Source organism: Streptomyces sp. NPDC005728 (genome assembly GCF_040630895.1).
Taxonomy (GTDB): Bacteria; Actinomycetota; Actinomycetes; order Streptomycetales; family Streptomycetaceae; genus Streptomyces.
In genome coordinates this window covers 16,060-33,474 of record NZ_JBEXYL010000041.1, presented here as the reverse complement: position 1 = coordinate 33,474, position 17,415 = coordinate 16,060, and the positions used below count along the sequence as shown (strand labels likewise).

The 17,415-nt window shown below is 72.4% G+C and carries 10 protein-coding genes and 3 pseudogenes; 3 read left to right on the top strand and 10 right to left on the bottom strand.

The features are described from left to right. Positions 1-63 precede the first annotated feature (63 nt). On the top strand, positions 64-396 hold the full coding sequence (locus tag ABZ471_RS26000) for a metalloregulator ArsR/SmtB family transcription factor (RefSeq protein WP_359069395.1): 333 nt from the start codon (positions 64-66) through the stop codon (positions 394-396). A gap of 104 nt (positions 397-500) precedes the next feature. After that, entirely contained in the window at positions 501-1,394 is an 894-nt protein-coding gene (locus ABZ471_RS25995; RefSeq protein ID WP_359069394.1) for a TIGR03620 family F420-dependent LLM class oxidoreductase, read from the top strand. On the opposite strand, the gene ABZ471_RS25990 is transcribed toward ABZ471_RS25995, so the two are convergent. The 6 genes and pseudogenes from ABZ471_RS25990 to ABZ471_RS25965 form a co-directional block, all read right to left on the bottom strand. Beyond that, the gene (locus ABZ471_RS25990; RefSeq protein WP_359069392.1) at positions 1,391-2,890 is read right to left on the bottom strand and encodes an acyl-CoA synthetase; all 1,500 of its coding nucleotides are present in this window, start codon (positions 2,888-2,890) and stop codon (positions 1,391-1,393) included. The two genes, ABZ471_RS25995 and ABZ471_RS25990, sit on opposite strands and share 4 nt — an antisense overlap. A gap of 50 nt (positions 2,891-2,940) precedes the next feature. After that, positions 2,941-7,320: a hypothetical protein gene (locus tag ABZ471_RS25985; protein WP_359069390.1), complete on the bottom strand. Its 4,380-nt coding sequence runs from the start codon at positions 7,318-7,320 to the stop codon at positions 2,941-2,943. Positions 7,321-7,324: 4 nt separating this feature from the next. Beyond that, positions 7,325-7,729: a hypothetical protein gene (locus tag ABZ471_RS25980; protein WP_359069388.1), complete on the bottom strand. Its 405-nt coding sequence runs from the start codon at positions 7,727-7,729 to the stop codon at positions 7,325-7,327. Between the two features lie 78 nt (positions 7,730-7,807). Continuing rightward, the gene (locus ABZ471_RS25975) at positions 7,808-9,358 is read right to left on the bottom strand and encodes an acyl-CoA synthetase (RefSeq protein ID WP_359069386.1); all 1,551 of its coding nucleotides are present in this window, start codon (positions 9,356-9,358) and stop codon (positions 7,808-7,810) included. After that, positions 9,355-10,467 (bottom strand): nitronate monooxygenase family protein, encoded by a 1,113-nt coding sequence (locus ABZ471_RS25970; protein ID WP_359069384.1) that lies wholly within the window; start codon positions 10,465-10,467, stop codon positions 9,355-9,357. Before ABZ471_RS25970 ends, ABZ471_RS25975 begins: the two co-directional genes overlap by 4 nt. Before the next feature lie 71 nt (positions 10,468-10,538). Continuing rightward, a pseudogene (locus ABZ471_RS25965) lies at positions 10,539-10,826 on the bottom strand (transcriptional regulator); the annotation flags it as partial. Here ABZ471_RS25965 and ABZ471_RS25960 point away from each other — a divergent pair. Then, positions 10,799-11,587 (top strand): annotated as a pseudogene (locus ABZ471_RS25960) (SDR family oxidoreductase). The pseudogenes ABZ471_RS25965 and ABZ471_RS25960 sit on opposite strands and share 28 nt — an antisense overlap. Positions 11,588-11,599: 12 nt before the next feature. On the opposite strand, the gene ABZ471_RS25955 reads toward ABZ471_RS25960, so the two are convergent. The 4 genes and pseudogenes from ABZ471_RS25955 to ABZ471_RS25940 form a co-directional block, all read right to left on the bottom strand. Beyond that, positions 11,600-13,168 (bottom strand): NAD(P)/FAD-dependent oxidoreductase, encoded by a 1,569-nt coding sequence (locus ABZ471_RS25955; RefSeq protein ID WP_359069382.1) that lies wholly within the window; start codon positions 13,166-13,168, stop codon positions 11,600-11,602. Positions 13,169-13,251: 83 nt separating this feature from the next. After that, positions 13,252-15,459 carry a serine/threonine-protein kinase gene (locus ABZ471_RS25950; protein WP_359069381.1) on the bottom strand — a complete coding sequence of 736 codons (2,208 nt, stop codon included), beginning with the start codon at positions 15,457-15,459 and terminating at the stop codon, positions 13,252-13,254. 121 nt (positions 15,460-15,580) lie between these two features. Then, on the bottom strand, positions 15,581-16,429 hold the full coding sequence (locus tag ABZ471_RS25945; protein ID WP_359069380.1) for an oxygenase MpaB family protein: 849 nt from the start codon (positions 16,427-16,429) through the stop codon (positions 15,581-15,583). A gap of 59 nt (positions 16,430-16,488) precedes the next feature. Beyond that, positions 16,489-17,207: pseudogene (locus tag ABZ471_RS25940) on the bottom strand (ATP-binding SpoIIE family protein phosphatase); the annotation flags it as partial. Positions 17,208-17,415: the final 208 nt, after the last annotated feature.

Below are 17,415 nucleotides of genomic sequence, written 5' to 3'. Positions count from 1 at the left end.
GGCAACGCCCCGCTTGCATCGACGTATCTCGAAACGTCGGCCGCGAACCTATACTCCGGACCCATGACCGACACCGCCCTCTCCCCGGATCCAGACCTGGTCAGCGCGTTGCGGGCGCTGTCCAATCCGATGCGGCTGCAGATACTGCAGTGGCTGCGCGAGCCCGAGCGGCACTTTCCCATGGAGGCGGCGATCGCCGATCCGGCGGAGGTGGGTGTGTGCGTGAGCCACATCCAGGCGAAGGCCGGACTGGCCCAGTCCACCGTGTCCGCATACATGGCCGAACTCCAGCGCGCCGGGCTGGTACGGGCGACGCGCGTCGGCAAGTGGACCCACTACAAGCGGGACGAGCAGCGCATCGCCGGTCTCGTCGCGGAACTGGCCCGGACGCTGTAGTAGCCGCCCGCACTCCGACCGAGTCCGTGACCCCTTGCACTTCATATCGAGATTCTGCGATATTCCGATGGCACGATGGGAGTCGGTACATGAGGGAGCACACAATGACCGGTGGGACACAGCTGGGGCTCGGCACGTTCGGGCTCTACACCTTCGACTTCGAACACCAGCCGGCCGTCCGGATCCGGGACACCGTCCAGGAGCTGGAGGAACTGGGCTGGCGGGCACTGTGGATCCCCGAGCTGCTCGGGCGGGACGCGTTCTCCCACGCCGGTTATCTGCTGTCCTGCACCGAGCGGCTGAGGGTCGTCAACGGCATCGCCCGCATCTGGTCGCGCGAGGCGCGATGGACGTACGGCGCCGCCCTGCTGCTCGCGGACGCCTACCCGGACCGGCACGTCCTCGGTCTCGGCTTCGGCGGTCAGCCGCGTCCGGGGGTCAAGCCGCTCGCCGCCATGGCCGCATACCTGGATGAGCTGGACACGTTGGAGACGCCCAATCCCCGGCCCGAGGCACCGCTGAAGCGCATCCTGGCCGCGTACGGTCCCCGGATGCTGGAGCTGGCCCGCGAGCGCGCGGACGGGGCACAGACGTACCACGTGAACGTGGCCCACACCGCGCAGGCCAGGGAGCTTCTCGGTCCGGACGCCTTCCTGGCCGTCGAGCATGCGGTGCTCTTCGAGACCGACCCCGGCCGGGCCCGCTCCCTGGCACGCGAGCATCTGCACGGATACCTCAGCAGCCCGTACAACCTCGCCAAATTCCGCAGGCTCGGCTACACGGAGGACGACCTCTCCGGCGGCGGCAGCGACCGGCTGGTGGACGACCTGGTGTTCTGGGGCGATCCGGAGTCCGTCGTACGGCAGCTGCGGAGCCATGCCGAGGCGGGCGCCGACCATGTGGCGGTGCAGGTGATCGGCGTCGAGCCGGGCGGCTCGGCGCTGCCGCAGTGGCGGCTGCTCGCCGCCGCCCTCCTGCCCGGTGCGGACAGACCCTAGCCGCTGAACCGGTCCCGCAGTTCCCGCTTGAGGATCTTTCCGCTGGCGTTGCGCGGCAGTTCGTCCACGAACAGCACCCGCTTGGGCGCCTTGAAGGAGGTGAGTCTCTCCCGTACGTGCGCGATGAGTTGGTCCTCCGTCGCCTCGCCGCGTGGCACGACGACCGCGGTGACGGCCTCGATCCACCGCTCGTCGGGCAGTCCGATCACGGCGGCCTCGGCGACGGACTCGTGGGTGTAGAGGGCGTCCTCGACCTGGCGGGAAGCCACGAGCACGCCGCCGGAGTTGATGACGTCCTTCACCCGGTCCACGATCGTGAAGTAGCCGTCCGCGTCGCGCACCGCGAGGTCGCCGGAGCGGAACCAGCCGTCGCGGAAGGCCTCGGCGGTCTCCTCGGGCTTGTTCCAGTAGCCCTCGCACAACTGCGGTGAGCGGTAGACGATTTCGCCGGGCGAGCCGTCGGGCACGTCCTCGCCCTGGTCGTCCACCACGCGCGCGTCCACGAACAGAACGGTCCGGCCGCAGGAGTCCAGCCGGCCCTCGTGCTCGTCGGGTCCGAGCACCGTGGCCAGAGGGCCGATCTCGCTCTGCCCGAAGCAGTTGTAGAAGGCCAGGCCGGGCAGGCGCGCGCGCAGCCGCTCGAGCACCGGCACAGGCATGATCGACGCGCCGTAGTAGGCCTTCCGCAGACCGCTCAGGTCCCGCGCGTCGAAGTCGGGCCGGCCCGCGAGGCCGATCCACACGGTGGGCGGCGCGAACAGGCTGTCCGCCCGGCCCGCTTCGATCAGCTCGAAGAGGCGGTCCCCGTCGGGCGCGTCCAGGATGACGTTGGTCGCGCCGACCGCCAGGTAGGGAAGCAGGAACACGTGCATCTGCGCGGAGTGGTAGAGCGGCAGCGCGTGCACGGGCCGGTCGCCGGCGCTCAGGTCCAGGGCGGTGATCGCGCTCAGGTACTCGTGCACCAGCGCCCGGTGGCTCATCACCGCCCCCTTGGGCAGGGCGGTGGTGCCGGAGGTGTACAGCAGCTGCACCAGGTCGTCGGTGCGCGGTTCGGGCCCCTCGTACACCGGCGCCTGCGCCGACCGGGCCAGGAAGGAGTCGCCGGTGTCCCGCAACGGCAACACCGCCACCCCGTCCGGCAGTTGCGCCGCGAGACCCGGGTCGGCGAGCACCAGCGTGCTGCCCGACTGGCCCACGATGTACGCCAGGTCGTCGCCGGTCAGGTTCTGGTTGACCGGCACATGGACCAGCCCCGCCCGGGCGCAGGCGAGGAAGGCGATCAGGTAGGCGTCGGAGTTGTGGCCGTAGGCGCCCACCCGGTCGCCGGGGGCGAGCCCCTCGGCGAGGAGGAGACTCGCCGCGCGGGAGACGGCGGCGTCGAGCTCCTCGTACGTCCAGGTGCGTTCGCCGTACTCCAGCGCCACGCGCGCGGGGGTGCGCCGGGCGCTGCGCCGCAGCACCCCGTCGACGGTGCTGCCGTGTCCCTGCGTCGTCATGACACCTGATCCTCGGCCCCGCCCCAGGGAGAGGTCAAGCAACCGTCTGCTCAGCGGCACGGTACCGCGTACGGGGCGCTGGGCACGTCGGCCCTCCACTGCGCCTCGCTCAGCGGAGGCCCGGACACGGCGCAGACGTAGTCCTCGGCCTGCTCCGGATCGGTGAACCAGGAGACGCCTGTGCCGGCCCAGTCGACGCTCAGCAGGGTCTTGCCGTCGTTGGTGAAGGCGACGGCCTTTACTGCGGCGGTGCCCGCGCTGAGGGTCGCGGAGACATGAGCGGTACCGGACGGGGGCAGGTCCCACAGGCGGATGGTTCCGTCGGCGTGGGCCGTCGACAGCACCTGTTCTCCCCTCTCGGGATGCGGGTCGAAGCTGAGCGAATAGACAGACCCGGCTGCGGCTCTCAGCGGTGCCAGGGCACGCGGCTCACGGGGATCCTTCACGTCCCAGAGCCGGACACTTCCGTCGCCGCAGCTCACGGCCAGCACGTCGCCTTCGGGGGAGTACGCGAGCGCATTGGCACCAGCAGCTGACGCCGTACGGGGGCGGGTCAGGCTGGTGGGCTGCTTGGCTCCGCTCGTGTCCCAGAACGTGACCTGCCCGTCCAGCGCGGCGGCGGCCAGCGTCCTGCCGTCGGGACTGAATGCCACTCCCTGCACGTTGCCCGTGGTGGTCAGAGAGTCTCCGAGGGGCAGGGGGCGCTTGGGGTCGGAGATGTTCCACACATGGATGGTGCGGTCCGTGGTGCCGGCCGCCATGAGAGTGCCGTCGCTGCTGAGCGCCACGGAGGTGGCCATCGCGCCGTCGCTCGTGACGTGGAGCGGTGTGCCGACAAGCTGGGGATGGCGTGTGTCCGCGATGCTCCAGACAGCGACCCACCCCTTGCCCAGAGAGGCCACGACGATCGGCTTTTTCGCGGAGAAGGCCACCGACTGGGCCACTTGAGCGCCACCGGGCGGTGGCGGAAGTGCGGCACGGAAGATCGGCCTGCGGGGATCGGCCACGTCCCAGAGCGCCAGCCCGGTGGCGGTGTTGCTGGTCACGGCGAGCCGCCGGTCCGGTGCGGTGGACACCGTCTGCATCGTGTATCCGGGTCCCAGCATGATGGTGCTGTCGAGCGGCCAGACGCGTACCACGCCGTCGTAGTAGGCGGCGACCACCGAGGATCCGTCCTCCGCGGCCGCGAGCGCGGTCACCGGTGTGGGGCCCGAGAGTGTGAAGACCGGTTGAAACGTCGAGGAGTTGAGGAGGCGGACGGTCCGGTCCACGCCGGACACGGCGATGAGCGGACGCTTCGCAACGTTCACGACCTTCCAGGCCATGCCCTCCGGCCCCTGAAGGATCACTTCACCGCGGGACGCGGTACGGCGCTCCGCCACCCGCCAGAACCGGGTGGCAAGGCGGCCGTCCGTGGAAGTGCCCAGGAGCTGCGCGCCGTCGGCACTGAACGTGAGAGACGTGACGCTGGAGAGCGGGCCGCCGTGTTCCGGCCCGTCGCGCACCGGTTCCTTGCCGGCCTCCACCTTCCAGAACTGCACGGTTCCCGGCTTGGGGTCCCTGCCGTAGCCCGTGGCCAGCAGCTTCCCGTCCCGGCTCCACGCCACCGCACTCACCCAGGCGTCGGGAGTGCCGTGGAGTTCACCGACTCGGCGCAGCGTCCGGGGGGCGTAGAGCAGGGTCGAGCCGCTCTCGTAGCCGACCGCCAGTCGTGACCCGTCGTGGCTGAAGGCCACCGCGTGAGCCTCGTCCGGCCCCTCGTCGACACCGCGGGGAGAAGGGATGTACGCCAGCCGCTGCGGGGCCTGTGGCCGGGTGACGTCCCATCGCCACACCGTCCCGTTGCGCTCGGCGGCCAGGAGCGTACGGCCGTCGGGAGAGAAGGTGACGTCGAGGATCTCGTCGACCGGACCCGTGAGGGGATCTCCGACCGGTCGCGGGCTGAAGGGGTCGCTGATATCGGTGAGCCGCACCTTCCGGTCCTGCCCGGCCGTCGCGAGGAGGTGCTGTTTGTTGATCGCGGCTGTGTACACGGGACCGTCGTGTTCGGCGGCCGGGACGACCGGAGGCGTCCCGGCGGCGTTCAGCAGCGCGCTGCGGCCTGCCGGGGTTCTGGACTTCTGCCACGCGGCGAGCCCGACCTGCATGGCGTCGGCCTGTTGGCGGGTGCGCAACTTCCCTGCCGCCTCGGCCAGTTCCTGACTCTCCCCCGCCACCGTCAGGTGCTGGTTCTGCCGGAGCAGCACCACGCCCAGCGGAGCTGCCACGACGAGCAGCATCACCAGGGCGATCATCGCCAGCCGCTGCCTCCGCTGCCGACCCGCCTGCCGACCCTCCTCCCGCCGCAGGCGCAGCCCCTCCTCCACGAACGTCACCGCGACGGGATCCGCCGCAGGACCCGCCGACCGCGCCCGCTCCGCCGCCATGTCCAACCGGACGCCCCGGTACAACAGCCCGGGATCACGCCCCGCGTCGCTCCACGTCTGTGCGTCCATCCGGATCCGCTGTTCCACGGCCCGCCGCTCCCGGCAGCCCGTCACGGCGTTGCGCATCTCGGGCCAATGACGCAACAGCGTCTCGTGGGCGAGCTCGTATCCGCGGGTCGGCCCCGTGGCCCGCATCAGCCCGGCTTCCGCGAACGACTCCAGAGCCCTGCGCGCCGCCTCCGGATCCGCGGCCTCGGCGAGCAGCCGCGCCTCCGCGACCTGACATGCCGTGTCCGGCACCTCCTCCCCGATCTGCACGAACAGCGGGAGCAGGCTGCGCAGGGCATCCTGGGCGGCCGCGTCCAGGGACGCGAAGACCGTGGCGGCCGTGCCCGCGAGGGCCTTGGGCGCACCGCCGACGACGAGGTAGTCGGCGACCGTCATGCTCCGGCCGTCGCCGTGCTCGTACGTGCGCTGGAGCGCGTGCGCCGCCAGCGGCAGCACCTCGGCCTCGACGACGGAGCCGCCCGACAACTCGGCGAGGTCCTGGTGGAGGAGGGCGACGAGTCCGTCGTCGACGCGCAGGCCCGCCCGGTGGGCCGGGCCGGTGACCATCTGCTCGATCTGCCGCTGGTGGAGCGGGCCGAGCAGCAGGGGTTCCGGCGCGGCGGGGTCGGTGACCTGGGGCAGGCTCATGGCGGCGCCGTAGAAGTCGAGCTTGACCGCGTACACAAGGACGGCGGGCGGTGGCTCGGCGCCGTTCGGGCGCCACAGTGCCTCCAGGCCGGTGAGGAACGCCTCCCGCTCCGCCGGCTCGGCCGTGAACACCTGCTCGAACTGGTCTACGACGATCAGCAGCCGTCGGGCTTCGCCCGGGGTCTGTTGCCGCCGCAGGAGCCGCCGTACCTGTTCCGCGAGAGCGGGGCCGCTCGCCCCGACCATCTCCTCGGGCGCCTCCAGGGCCGTCGCCAGGCCACGGGTGAGTGCTGCGGCGGGGCGGCTGCCCGGCTGGAGGAGGGCGACCGGCCAGTCGCTCATCCCGGGCACGGGTACCTGGTCGGCGGCGAGCGCGGCGAGCATCCCGGCCCGCAGCAGTGACGACTTCCCTGCGCCGGAGGGGGCTGCGAGGGCCAGCGGGCGCGCGTGTCTCGCGCGGTCGGTCAACAGGAAGAGGAGTTCGGTGAGTTCGCGGTGGCGGCCGTGGAAGAACGCCGACTGCCCGACCTCGAACGCGGCCAGCCCGGGATAGGGCGCCGTAGCGCACGGGTCGGGCGCCGACGAACCGCTTTCCCGCCGCCGCTCCGCGATGACGGTGTCGCCCACGGCGTCCGCACCCAGCCGTCGCGGGCCCGAGCGGCCCTGGTGCGCCATCCGGACGGCGACCTCACGGTAGAGGTCGTCGAGGGTCACCCGGGACGCCCCGCCCGCGGACGTGACCGACAGGGTGTCGAGGACCGCGCCCGTGAACGGGGTCAGCACGGTGCCGGAGGGGGCGAGGAAGTCCTCGGACGCCGAGGCGAGAACGTAGGTGCGGGTGCCGCCGAGACGGGTGAAGGAGTGGGCCGAGAAGCAGCAGTCGAGGACCACGGCGCGTGCCGTGGCCCGGGAGGAGAGCAGGTAGTTGCCGAGCATCGCGCACGGCAGCGCGCTGTGGGCCAGCCGCGTGGCCCTGGAGTTGTCGGTCGCGCAGGTCGCCAGGTACAGGTCGCCGCCGGGTCCGAGGATGCCGTGGCCGACGAAGTGGACCAGCAGCAGGCCTCGTGCGCGCTCGGCGGCGCCGGCGATCGCCTCGCCGAGTTCCGCCAGGTCCGCCGGGTCGAGCACCACGCGTACGTGGCGCTCGGTCCCGGAGTCGGCCGCGGCGAACGCTCGGCCCAGCGCGCGGGCGGAGGCGGTCGCGGCCGGGACGTCGGGCAGCCGCGAGCCGGGGGCATGCTGCCCGGTGGCCACCACGAGGATCTGGTCGGGGGCTTCCTCGGGACCGTATCGGCCGGTCAGGAACACGACGTCACTCCGGCGTGTGCTCGGAGCGGTGCTGTGCCATCAGGGAGGCCAGCGTCGCGGCATCCATGTGGTCGCACCGTTCCGCCCTGACCGTGATCTCCTCACCGTCCGGCCGGGTGATCGTGACCTCCACGTCGGACGACCGTTCCCTCAGCCACGCGATGACGATCGCCGCGCATCCGGCGATCGCCTCGGGAGCGAGCTGTGCCAGGATCTCCGGAAGGCCGCCCAGGGTGTCAGGAACCGGCTCCCCGCTCCTCAGCTCGAAGTGGCATCCGGGCGCGGCGCTCTGAGCGAACCTCCGCCACAGGTCCGGCATTCCGTCCGCCCCGCCGGCCTCGTCGACCCCGATCGTGAACTCCACCGTGCTGTTCCCCCGTTCCCTGTCGGCGATCACGGCCTCTCGCATGGCCACGATTCATAGCCGCCGGCAGGGCACGGTGGGGCCGGAGCCGGTCGCTCCTCACCCGAAGGAAGGACGGCCTGGTCACACCGGTCGCGTGCGGCCCTCCCAGTACGGATCCCGCAGCCGCCGCTTGTACAGCTTGCCGTTGGGGTCGCGGGGCATCTCGGCGATGAAGTCGACGGTCCTGGGCCGCTTGTAGCCGGCGAGCCGCTCCGCGCAGTGGTCGAGCAGCGCGGCGGCGAGCGCCGGGCCCGGCTCGTGCCCGGGTGCGGGTTCCACGACGGCCTTGACCTCCTCGCCCCAGTCGTCGTGCGGGATGCCGAAGGCGGCGGCGTCGGCCACTGCAGGGTGGGCGAGCAGCGCGGACTCGATCTCGGCCGGGTAGATGTTGACCCCGCCGGAGATGATCATGTCGATCTTGCGGTCACGGAGGAAGAGGTAGCCGTCCTCGTCCAGGTGGCCGAGGTCGCCCACGGTGAAGAAGTCGCCGATGCGGTTCTTGCGGGTCTTGGCCTCGTCCTTGTGGTACGCGAACCCGCCGGTGCTCATCTTCATGTAGACGGTGCCCAGTTGGCCGGGCGGGAGGCTGTTGCCGTCGTCGTCGAAGACCGCGAGTTCGCTGATGGGCCAGGCCCTGCCGACCGTTCCGGGCTTCTTGAGCCAGTCCTCGGCGGTGGCGAAGGCTCCGCCGCCCTCGCTGGCCGCGTAGTACTCCTCCACACAGGTGCCCCACCAGTCGATCATGGCTCGCTTCACATGGTCCGGGCAGGGCGCGGCGCCGTGGATGGCGTGCCGCATCGACGAGACGTCGTACCGGTCCTTCACCTCGTCCGGGAGAGCCAGCAAGCGGTGGAACTGGGTCGGGACCATATGGGTGTGGGTGCACCTGTGGGTGTCGATGAGCCGCAGCATCTCCTCCGGGGTCCACTTGTCCATGATCACCAGGCGGTGGCCGATGTGCAGGGACGCGCCGGCGAACTGGAGGACGGCTGTGTGGTAGAGCGGCGAGCAGACGAGGTGGACGTTGTCGTCGAAGGGCCTGATGCCGAAGATGCCGAGGAAGCCGCCGAGATAGGCCTCCTCGGGGGGCTTGCCGGGCAGCGGGCGGCGGATGCCCCGCGGGCGTCCGGTCGTACCGGAGGTGTAGTTCATGACCCAGCCGAGCGTGCGGTCGGCGGGCGCGGACTCGGGCTGTCCGTCGAGGAGTTCGGGGTACGGCCTGAAGCCCTCGACCGTGCCGACCGCGTAGCGGTGGGTGGCCGGCAGGCCTGCCTCGTCGGCTGCCTGCCGTGCCGGTACGGCGAAGCGTTCGTGGGCGATGAGGACCTTGGCGCCGGAGTCGGCGACGATCCAGGCGATCTCGGGGCCGACCAGGTGGTGGTTGACCGGCACGAGGTAGAACCCGGCCTGGGTCGCGGCCAGGTGGGCGGTGAAGAACTCGACGCCGTTGGGCAGGACGACGGCGAAGGCGTCGCCGCGGTCGAGGCCCGCCGCACGCAGCCCGTGGACGAGCCGGTTGGCGGCGGCGTGCAGGCGGGCGGCGGTCCACTGTTCGCCGTCGGGGGCGATGAGGACCGTGCGGTCGGGATCCTGGGCGGCCTGGGCCCAGAAGCCGGCGGGGGGTGTGCTCACGACTGGCCGCTCCTTCCGGCGATGCGGTTGATGCGGTCGACGGCCTGCTCGAAGCCGCGGGTGAGGTCGTCGAAGACGGCCTGGACGCTGCGCTCGCCGGTCATGCGGCCGACGATCTGGCCGACCGGTGTGCCGAGCAGCGGTTCGACCTCGTACTTCTGGATCCGGGAGACCGCCTCGGCCACCAGCAGGCCCTGCAGCGGCATGGACAGGGTGCCGGGCCCTGCCGGGTCGTCCCAGGCGTCGGTCCACTCGGTCCGCAGCTGGCGGGCGGGCTTCCCGGTCAGGGCCCGGGAGCGGACCGTGTCGCCGGATCCGGCGGCGAGGAGCTTGCGGGTCAGGGCGGGCGAGTGGAGGTCCGCTTCTGTGGTGGTCAGCCATATGGAGCCCAACCACACACCCTGGGCGCCGAGAGTGAGGGCGGCAGCCACCTGCTGTCCGCTGCCGATGCCTCCCGCGGCCAGCACGGGCAGCGGATCGACCGCGTCGACCACTTCGGGGGTCAGCACCATGGAGGCGATCTCGCCGGTGTGGCCGCCGGCCTCGTAGCCCTGGGCCACGACGATGTCGATGCCGGCCTCCTGGTGCTTGCGGGCGTGCCGGGCGCTGCCCGCGAGCGCGGCGACCAGGACGTCCTGGTCGTGGGCGCGGGCGATGACGTCGGCGGGCGGGGAGCCGAGGGCGTTGGCGAGCAGTCGGATGGGGTAGTCGAAGGCGACGTCGAGCTGGGTGCGGGCGACCTGTTCCATCCACCCGGTGATGCGCCACCCGGACGCCTCGCCCTCGGCCAGCTCCGGCACGCCGTGCCGGGCGAGGGTGTCCCGCACGAACTGGCGGTGCCCCTCGGGGATCATCGCCTCGACGTCGGCCTCGCTGACGCCTTCCACTTTCTTGGCCGGCATCACCACGTCCAGCCCGTAGGGCCTGCCGTCGACGTGCGCGTCGATCCAGTCGAGGTCCCGTTTGAGGTCGCCGGGGGCGGTGTAGCGGACCGCGCCGAGCACTCCGAAGCCGCCGGCCCGGCTGATGGCCGCGGCGACGGCGGGGAACGGCGTGAAGCCGAAGACGGCGTGCTCGACTCCCAGTTTCCTGCTCAGCTCCGTCTGCATGGGCGCAGGATGCCGCAGTCCTCCGGACGACGGAAGACCTTTTCTGATGCTCCGTCAGATTTCTTGTACCGTCAGCCGGGTATGCCGATGCGCCGCGTGCCGAGGACGGACAGCAGCCGCAGCGCCTCGTCCGACGGCGAGCCGGGGGTGGCGGTGTAGATGACGACCCGTCGATCCTGGTCGGTGATGTCCAGGACGTCGCAGTCGACGGTGACCGGGCCGACGAGCGGATGGTCGAAGGTCTTGCGGAGGGTGGGCCGGGAGGCCACCTCGTGGTCGGCCCACAGGCGGGCGAACTCCTCGCTGCCGGTGAGGAGTTCGTCGATCAGCGATGTCAGCTCCGGGTCGTCCGGGTAGCGGCACCGGCCTGCTCGACGGCAAGGTCGCGTTCGTCACCGGGGCCGGCCGCGGCATCGGCGCCGCCGCCGGACGTCTGTTCGCCCGCGAAGGTGCCCGGGTGGTCCTCGCCGCCCGCACCGAGGCACAGCTCAAGGCGGTCACCGCGGAGATCCGGGCGGCCGGGCGGCAGCGCGGAGTACGTGCTGTGCGACCTGGCCGACGGGGACAGTGTCCGGGCCGCCGTCGACCGGGCCGTGGAGTTGTACGGCAGGTTCGGCGTCGCCTTCAACAACGGCGCCACGATCCAGCCGCCGGGCCCGATGGACCAGCTGTCGGAGGCCGAGTTCGACCGGGTCTGCGCCGTGGACCCCAAGGGGCCGTGGCTGGCCATGAAGGCCGAGATAGCGGCCATCCGCGCCACCGCCTGGCGCGGCGCGATCGTCAACGACTCCAGCGTCGGCAGCCTCGCCGCCAACCCCGAACTGCCCGTGTACGGCGCGATGAAGCGGGCGGTCAACAGCCTCACCGGGTCGGCCGCCATGACGTACGGCCGGGAGGGCATCCGCGTCAACGCCATCGCCCCCGGGCTCACCCTCACCGAGATGGTCGACGAGTGGGAGCAGAACTCCCCCGGCATCATCGACCGGCTCACCGCCCAGAACCACTGGGCCGGGCCGCCGACCCGGACGAGATCGCGCAGGCGGCCGCGTGGCTCCTGAGCGATCGCGCGTCCTACGTCACCGGCTTGATCCTGCGGGGGGAGGGAGGCGTACGGGCCTGAGCGGAGCCCCTCTCAGCCGCCAGCCGCCTCCAGCACCGCCATCGCCGCGTTGTGCCCCGGCACCCCGCTCACCCCTCCCCCGCGCACCGCGCCCGCCCCGCACAGCAGCACGTTCGCGTGCCGGGTCTCCACGCCCCAGCGGCCGGTGCCCTCCTGGGCGTACGGCCAGGCCAGCTCGCGGTGGAAGATGTTGCCTCCGGGCAGGCGCAGATCGCGTTCGAGGTCCAGCGGGGTCTTCGCCTCGATGCAGGGGCGGCCGTCGGCATCCGTCGCCAGGCAGTCGGCGAGCGGCTCCGCGAGGTGGGCGTCGAGCTGGGCGAGGGTCGACTTCAGGAGTTCGTCGCGTACGGCGTCGTTGTCCCGGGCGAAGAGCCGGGCCGGGGTGTGCAGGCCGAAGAGGGTGAGGGTCTGGTAGCCCTGCTCGACGAGGTCGGGGCCGAGGATCGTCGGGTCGGTGAGCGAGTGGCAGTAGATCTCGGACGGCGGGGCGCTCGGCAGCTCACCGGCTGCGGCCTGCGCGTGGGCGGTGGCGAGGTCGGCGTATCCCTCGGCGATGTGGAAGGTGCCGGCGAACGCCTCGCGCGGGTCGACCGACCGGTCGCGCAGCTTCGGCAGCTGCTTGAGCAGCATGTTCACCTTGAGCTGGGCGCCCTCGGCGGGAGCGGGAGGTGCGTCGCCGGTCAGCTCCGCGAGGGCCTGCGGCGAGGCGTTCACCAGGACGTGGCGGGCGGCGGCGACGCCCTCGCCGTCGGGGGTGCGGTAGGTGACCTCGGCGGTCCGGCCGTCCGTGGCGATGCGTACGGCCTCGTGGCCGGTGGCGAGGACGGCGCCCGCGGCGCGTGCGGCCGCGGCCAGGGCGTCGGTCAGCGCGCCCATGCCTCCGACGGGCACGTCCCAGGCTCCGGTACCCCCGCCGATGACGTGGTAGAGGAAGCAGCGGTTCTGGGCGAGGGACGCGTCGTGGGCGTCGGCGAAGGTGCCGATCAGCGCGTCCGTGAGGACCACGCCCCGGACCAGGTCGTCGGTGAAGTTCTCCTCGACGGCGACGCCGATCGGCTCCTCGAACAGCGCCCGCCAGGCGGTGTCGTCGTCGACGCGGCGGCGCAGTTCGTCCCGGCTGGGGAGCGGCTCGGTGAGGGTCGGGAAGACACGCTGGGCGACCTGCCCGGTCATGCCGTAGAAGCGCTCCCAGGCCGTGTACTCGCGCTCGCCGCCGGTCAGCCGGGCGAAGGCCTCCCGGGTGCGCTCCTCCCCGCCGCCGACGAGCAGTCCGGTGGGCCGTCCGTCGCGCTCCACGGGGGTGTACGAGGAGATGGTGCGCCCGCGGACGCGGAAGTCGAGACCGAGGTCGCGCACGATCTTCGGGGGCAGCAGGCTCACCAGGTAGGAGTAGCGCGACAGACGGGCGTCCACCCCGGCGAACGGGCGGGTGGAGACGGCGGCTCCGCCGGTGTGGCCGAGCCGTTCCAGCACCAGCACGGAGCGGCCGGCGCGCGCCAGGTAGGCGGCGGCGACCAGGCCGTTGTGGCCACCGCCGACGATGACGGCGTCGTACGTCCGGGTTCCCTCGTTGGCAGGCATGGTTCTTCGTAACACGTGATGATCTACGGCGGCCAGAGGCGTGCCGGTCGGGACGCGGGGCGGTGCGCGGGTCGGTGACCGGGTCAGTGTCCGCCGGACGCCCGCTGCCGGCTCAGGACGGCGACCCTCCGGTACAGCTCCACGGCCTCGGTGCCGCGGCCGAGCTGTTCGAGGCAGTGGGCCTCGTCGTTGCGGCTGGCGAGGGTGTCGGGGTGGTCGGGTCCGAGGACGCGCTCGCGGGCGGCGGCGACCAGCCGGTACCCGGTGAGCGCGTCCGTCCAGCGGCCCAGCCAGCCCAGGGCGACGGCGACCTCGCGGCGGCTGACCAGGGTGTCCGGATGGTCGGCGCCGAGGACGCGCTCGCGCAGCGCACACACGTCGCGGGCCTCGGCGAGGGCCTCCTCCCAGCGGCCGAGGCGGCCGAGGTTGACGCCGAGGCCGTGGCGGGCCCGCAGGGTCTCGGGGTGGGCGGCGCCCTGGACGCGGGTGCGGTCCTCGATCAGGTCGCGGTAGAGAAGCAGGGCGTCCGCGCTGCGGCCGAGGCGGCCGAGGCTGATGGCGGCCTCGTAGCGGGCGGCGAGCGTGTCCGGGTGGTCCGGGCCGAGGGTCCGGGCGCGGGCCTCGGCGACCTCACGGTAGGTGTGCAGCGCCTCCTCCCAGCGGCCCAACTGACCGAGCGCGTAGGAGACTTCGTAGCGGGTGACCAGGGTGTCGGGGTGGTCGGGGCCGAGCACCCGGGCGCGGGCGGCGGCCACGTCCAGGGCCATGCGGTACGAGTCCTCCAGGCGCCCGAGCCGGCTGAGGTTGAAGGCGAGGTTGTGGCGGCAGCGCAGGGTGTCGGGGTGGTCGGGGCCCATGCCGCGCATCCGGGCGGCCAGCACCGAGGTGTAGCCCTGGTGGGCCTCGAAGTGGCGGCCCAACTGCCCCAGCACATAGGCCGTTTCCTGGCGGGCGGCCAGGGTGTCGGGGTGGTCGGGGCCGAGGACGCGTGCTCTGGCCTCGGCGACGCCGGTGTAGGCGCGCAGCGCGTCGGCAGCGCGGCCGGTGCGACTGAGGGTGAAGGCGGCCTCGAAGCGGCTGGCCAGGGTGTCGGGGTGGTCGGGCCCGAGGAGGGCCGCCCGTTCGGCGGCGACGGCGAGATGGACCCCGCGCGCCTCGGCCCAGCGGCCGCGCCGGGCCAGGCCGAGTCCCTCGTGGTGCCGTGCGGTGAGGGCGGCGACAGCGTCAGGCGAGGTCCGGGAGAGGACGGCCACGGGGGCGCAGGCGGTCCATGCGCCGGTGAGGGCCGCGCCGGGGTCCGGCGGTACGGCGCGCAGTCCGGTGCCGACCGCCTTGTGGCCGGTGGTCATGCCCCGGGTCCACGACGGCAGGCGCTTCCCGTGCGGGGCCGTCTCCCCGGTCTGCGGGCTTGCTGTCACGACGGTCGGCACGTACGACGGCGCCCTGCGCGCCGCAGCCAGACGGCGCCCCAACTCACGGGCGTCGCAGGGCCGTTCCTCGGGGCGCTTGGCCAGCAGGTCGAGGATGATCCGCTCGATGTGGGCGGGCAGTTCGGGGCGGTGGGCACGCGGCGGACGGGGCGGGGTGTCGCGGTGGCCGATGAGGATCGCCCAGGCGTCGTCCAGGTCGAACGGCGGCGCCCCGGTGGCGATCTCGTAGAGCACACAGCCCAGCGAGTACAGGTCGCTGCGCTGGTCGACCTCGGTGCCGCCGATCTGCTCCGGGGACATGTAGTGCGGGGTGCCCATCGCGATGCCGGTGCCGGTCAGCCGGGCGGTGAAGCCGATGTCGTGGCCGAGGCGGGCTATGCCGAAGTCACAGATCTTCACCGTGCCGTCGGTCAGCCGCACGATGTTGGCGGGCTTCAGGTCGCGGTGCACGATGCCCTGCCGGTGGGTGTAGGCGAGGGCGGCGGAGACCTGTTCCGCGATGTCGACCACGTCCTCCACGGGCAGCGGATGCCCCTTGTTGTCCTCCAGGAGCCGGCTCAGGTCGTGTCCTTCCAGCAGCTCCATGACCAGGTGGAGAACGCCGTCGCACTCGCCGAAGTCGTGGACGACGGTCACGCCGCGGTGCGAGAGCGCGGCGGCCACTCTGGCCTCCCGGCGGAACCGTTCCCGCACGACGCGGGTGAAGGACGGGTCGTGGTGCGGGCCGAGCGGCTTGAGGCACTTGACCGCGACCTGCCGCCCGAGCGACTCGTCGCGGGCCCGCCACACCTCGCCCATCCCGCCCCGCCCGATCAGATCGAGCAGCCGGTACCGGCCCTGAATCAGCCTGTTCTCCCCCATAGCGCGCCGTCGCCCCCGTCGCCGTCCGCCCCGCCCCCTGGGGGACCCGGCCACGGTGGCGCGGCCGCGCGGAACGCGGCCCGATCCGTGACACACCCCCCTGCTCGTCCAGTATGGCGGTCTATCGCCCCGGTTTGTACGGTGCCGGTCGTGCGCCCGGACCGAGCCTCGCCATGGCTCGCAGGATGTGTTTGGGCGGCAGCTGCCAGCGCAGACGTGCGGGAATGCGGCGCAGCAGGGCGCCCGTGGCCCGCAGCCGCCGGGTGACGACGTCGGGTGCGGGGGCCGGTCTGCCGTACAGCTCGTGGGCGTACGGAGGCAGGGAGGCGTACGCCAACTGCGCCACGCGCCGCCACAGCACGTCGCGCGCCGGGACCAGGAGGGGATGCGCAGGGGGGCGGAGGAGGAAGTCGTCCACCTCGCGTGCCTCGCGTCCCGCGGCCAGCTCCGGCCGCACCTTCTCGAAGTACGCGGCCATCGCCGCCCGGTCGGCCGGTACGGCATCCGGGTCGAGACCCACCAGGCGGGCGCTGACGCGGTGTTCGGCAAAGTACCGGTCGGCCTGGGCGTCGGTGAGGAGGAAGCCGGAGCGGCGCAGGACGTGCAGGTAGGAGTCGACCTCGGCACAGTGCACCCACAGCAGCAGCTCGGGCTCGTCGATGCCGTAGCGCTCGCCGGTGTCCGGGTCGGTCGCGGCGAGCAGCCGGTGGATCTTGCGTACCCGGGCGCCGGCCCGCTCGGCAGACTCCGCGGTGCCGTAGGTCGTGGTGCCGACGAAGTTCGCGGTGCGCATCAGCCGGCCCCATGCGTCGCGGCGGAAGTCGGAGTTCTGCAGGACGCCCCGGACGGCACGGGGGTGCAGGGCCTGGAGGTAGAGCGCGCGGACGCCGGCGACCCACATCATGGGGTCGCCGTGCATCTGCCAGGTCACCGAGGAGGGACCGAACAGCCCCGGGTCGGCATCTGTCATGGTGTCACCTCCGCCCTGCGACCACGATGCCACGGGCGCGCAGCGGAGCGGTACGCCGGTTACGGACTCTCGTTCAGCTCCGCCCAGACCGTCTTGTCGCGCCGGGCGTGGCGTGTGCCCCACCGTTCGGCGAGCTGGGCGACCAGGAGCAGGCCGCGACCGCCCTCGTCGTAGGTACGGGCACGGCGCTGGTGCGGGGTGGTGCTGCTGGCGTCGGTGACCTCGCAGAGGAGGGTGCGGTCGTGGATGAGGCGCAGGCTGACGGGGGACGGCCGTAGCGGATGGCGTTGGTGACCAGTTCGCTGACGACCAGTTCGGTGGTGAAGTCGAGGTCGTCCAGGCCCCAGGTGCTCAGCTGCCGGGAGGCGCTGGACCGGGCTCCGGCGACTGCGGCCGGGTCGGACTCCAGGTCCCAGCTGGCGACCTGCAGATCCCCGAGAGCGTGGGTGCGGGCCAGGAGCAGGGCCACGTCGTCGTCCGGGCGGGCCGGCAACAGGGTTTCGAGCACGGTGTCGCAGGCGGCCTCCAGCGAGGACGAGGGCTGGTCGAGGGCCTGGCTGAGCAGGGTGAGGCCCGTCTCGACGTCGTGGTCGCCGGCCTCGATCAGGCCGTTGGTGTAGAGGGCGAGGAGGCTGCCTTCGGGCAGGTCGACCTCCGTTGCCTCGAAGGGAAGGCCGCCCAGGCCGAGCGGTGGGCACGGTGGCAGGTCGAGGGTGCCGACGGTGCCGCCCCGGGTCACCAGGGCGGGCAGCACGTGGCCCGCACGGGCGAGCGTGCAGCTGCTGCCAACGCGCCGACGATGTGCTCGGCGATGTTCTCCGATGTCATGCGCTCGACGTCCGGGTCGGCCCAGATTTCCGGGACTTAGCTGCGCAGGCACGCCTCAACGTCGGCGATCAGCCTGTCCACAATCGAGCCGACCTCATGCGCGGCACGGGAGACGAGAGCGTCCGCGGCGACGTCCACAGTGACGACGTTACGCCGTA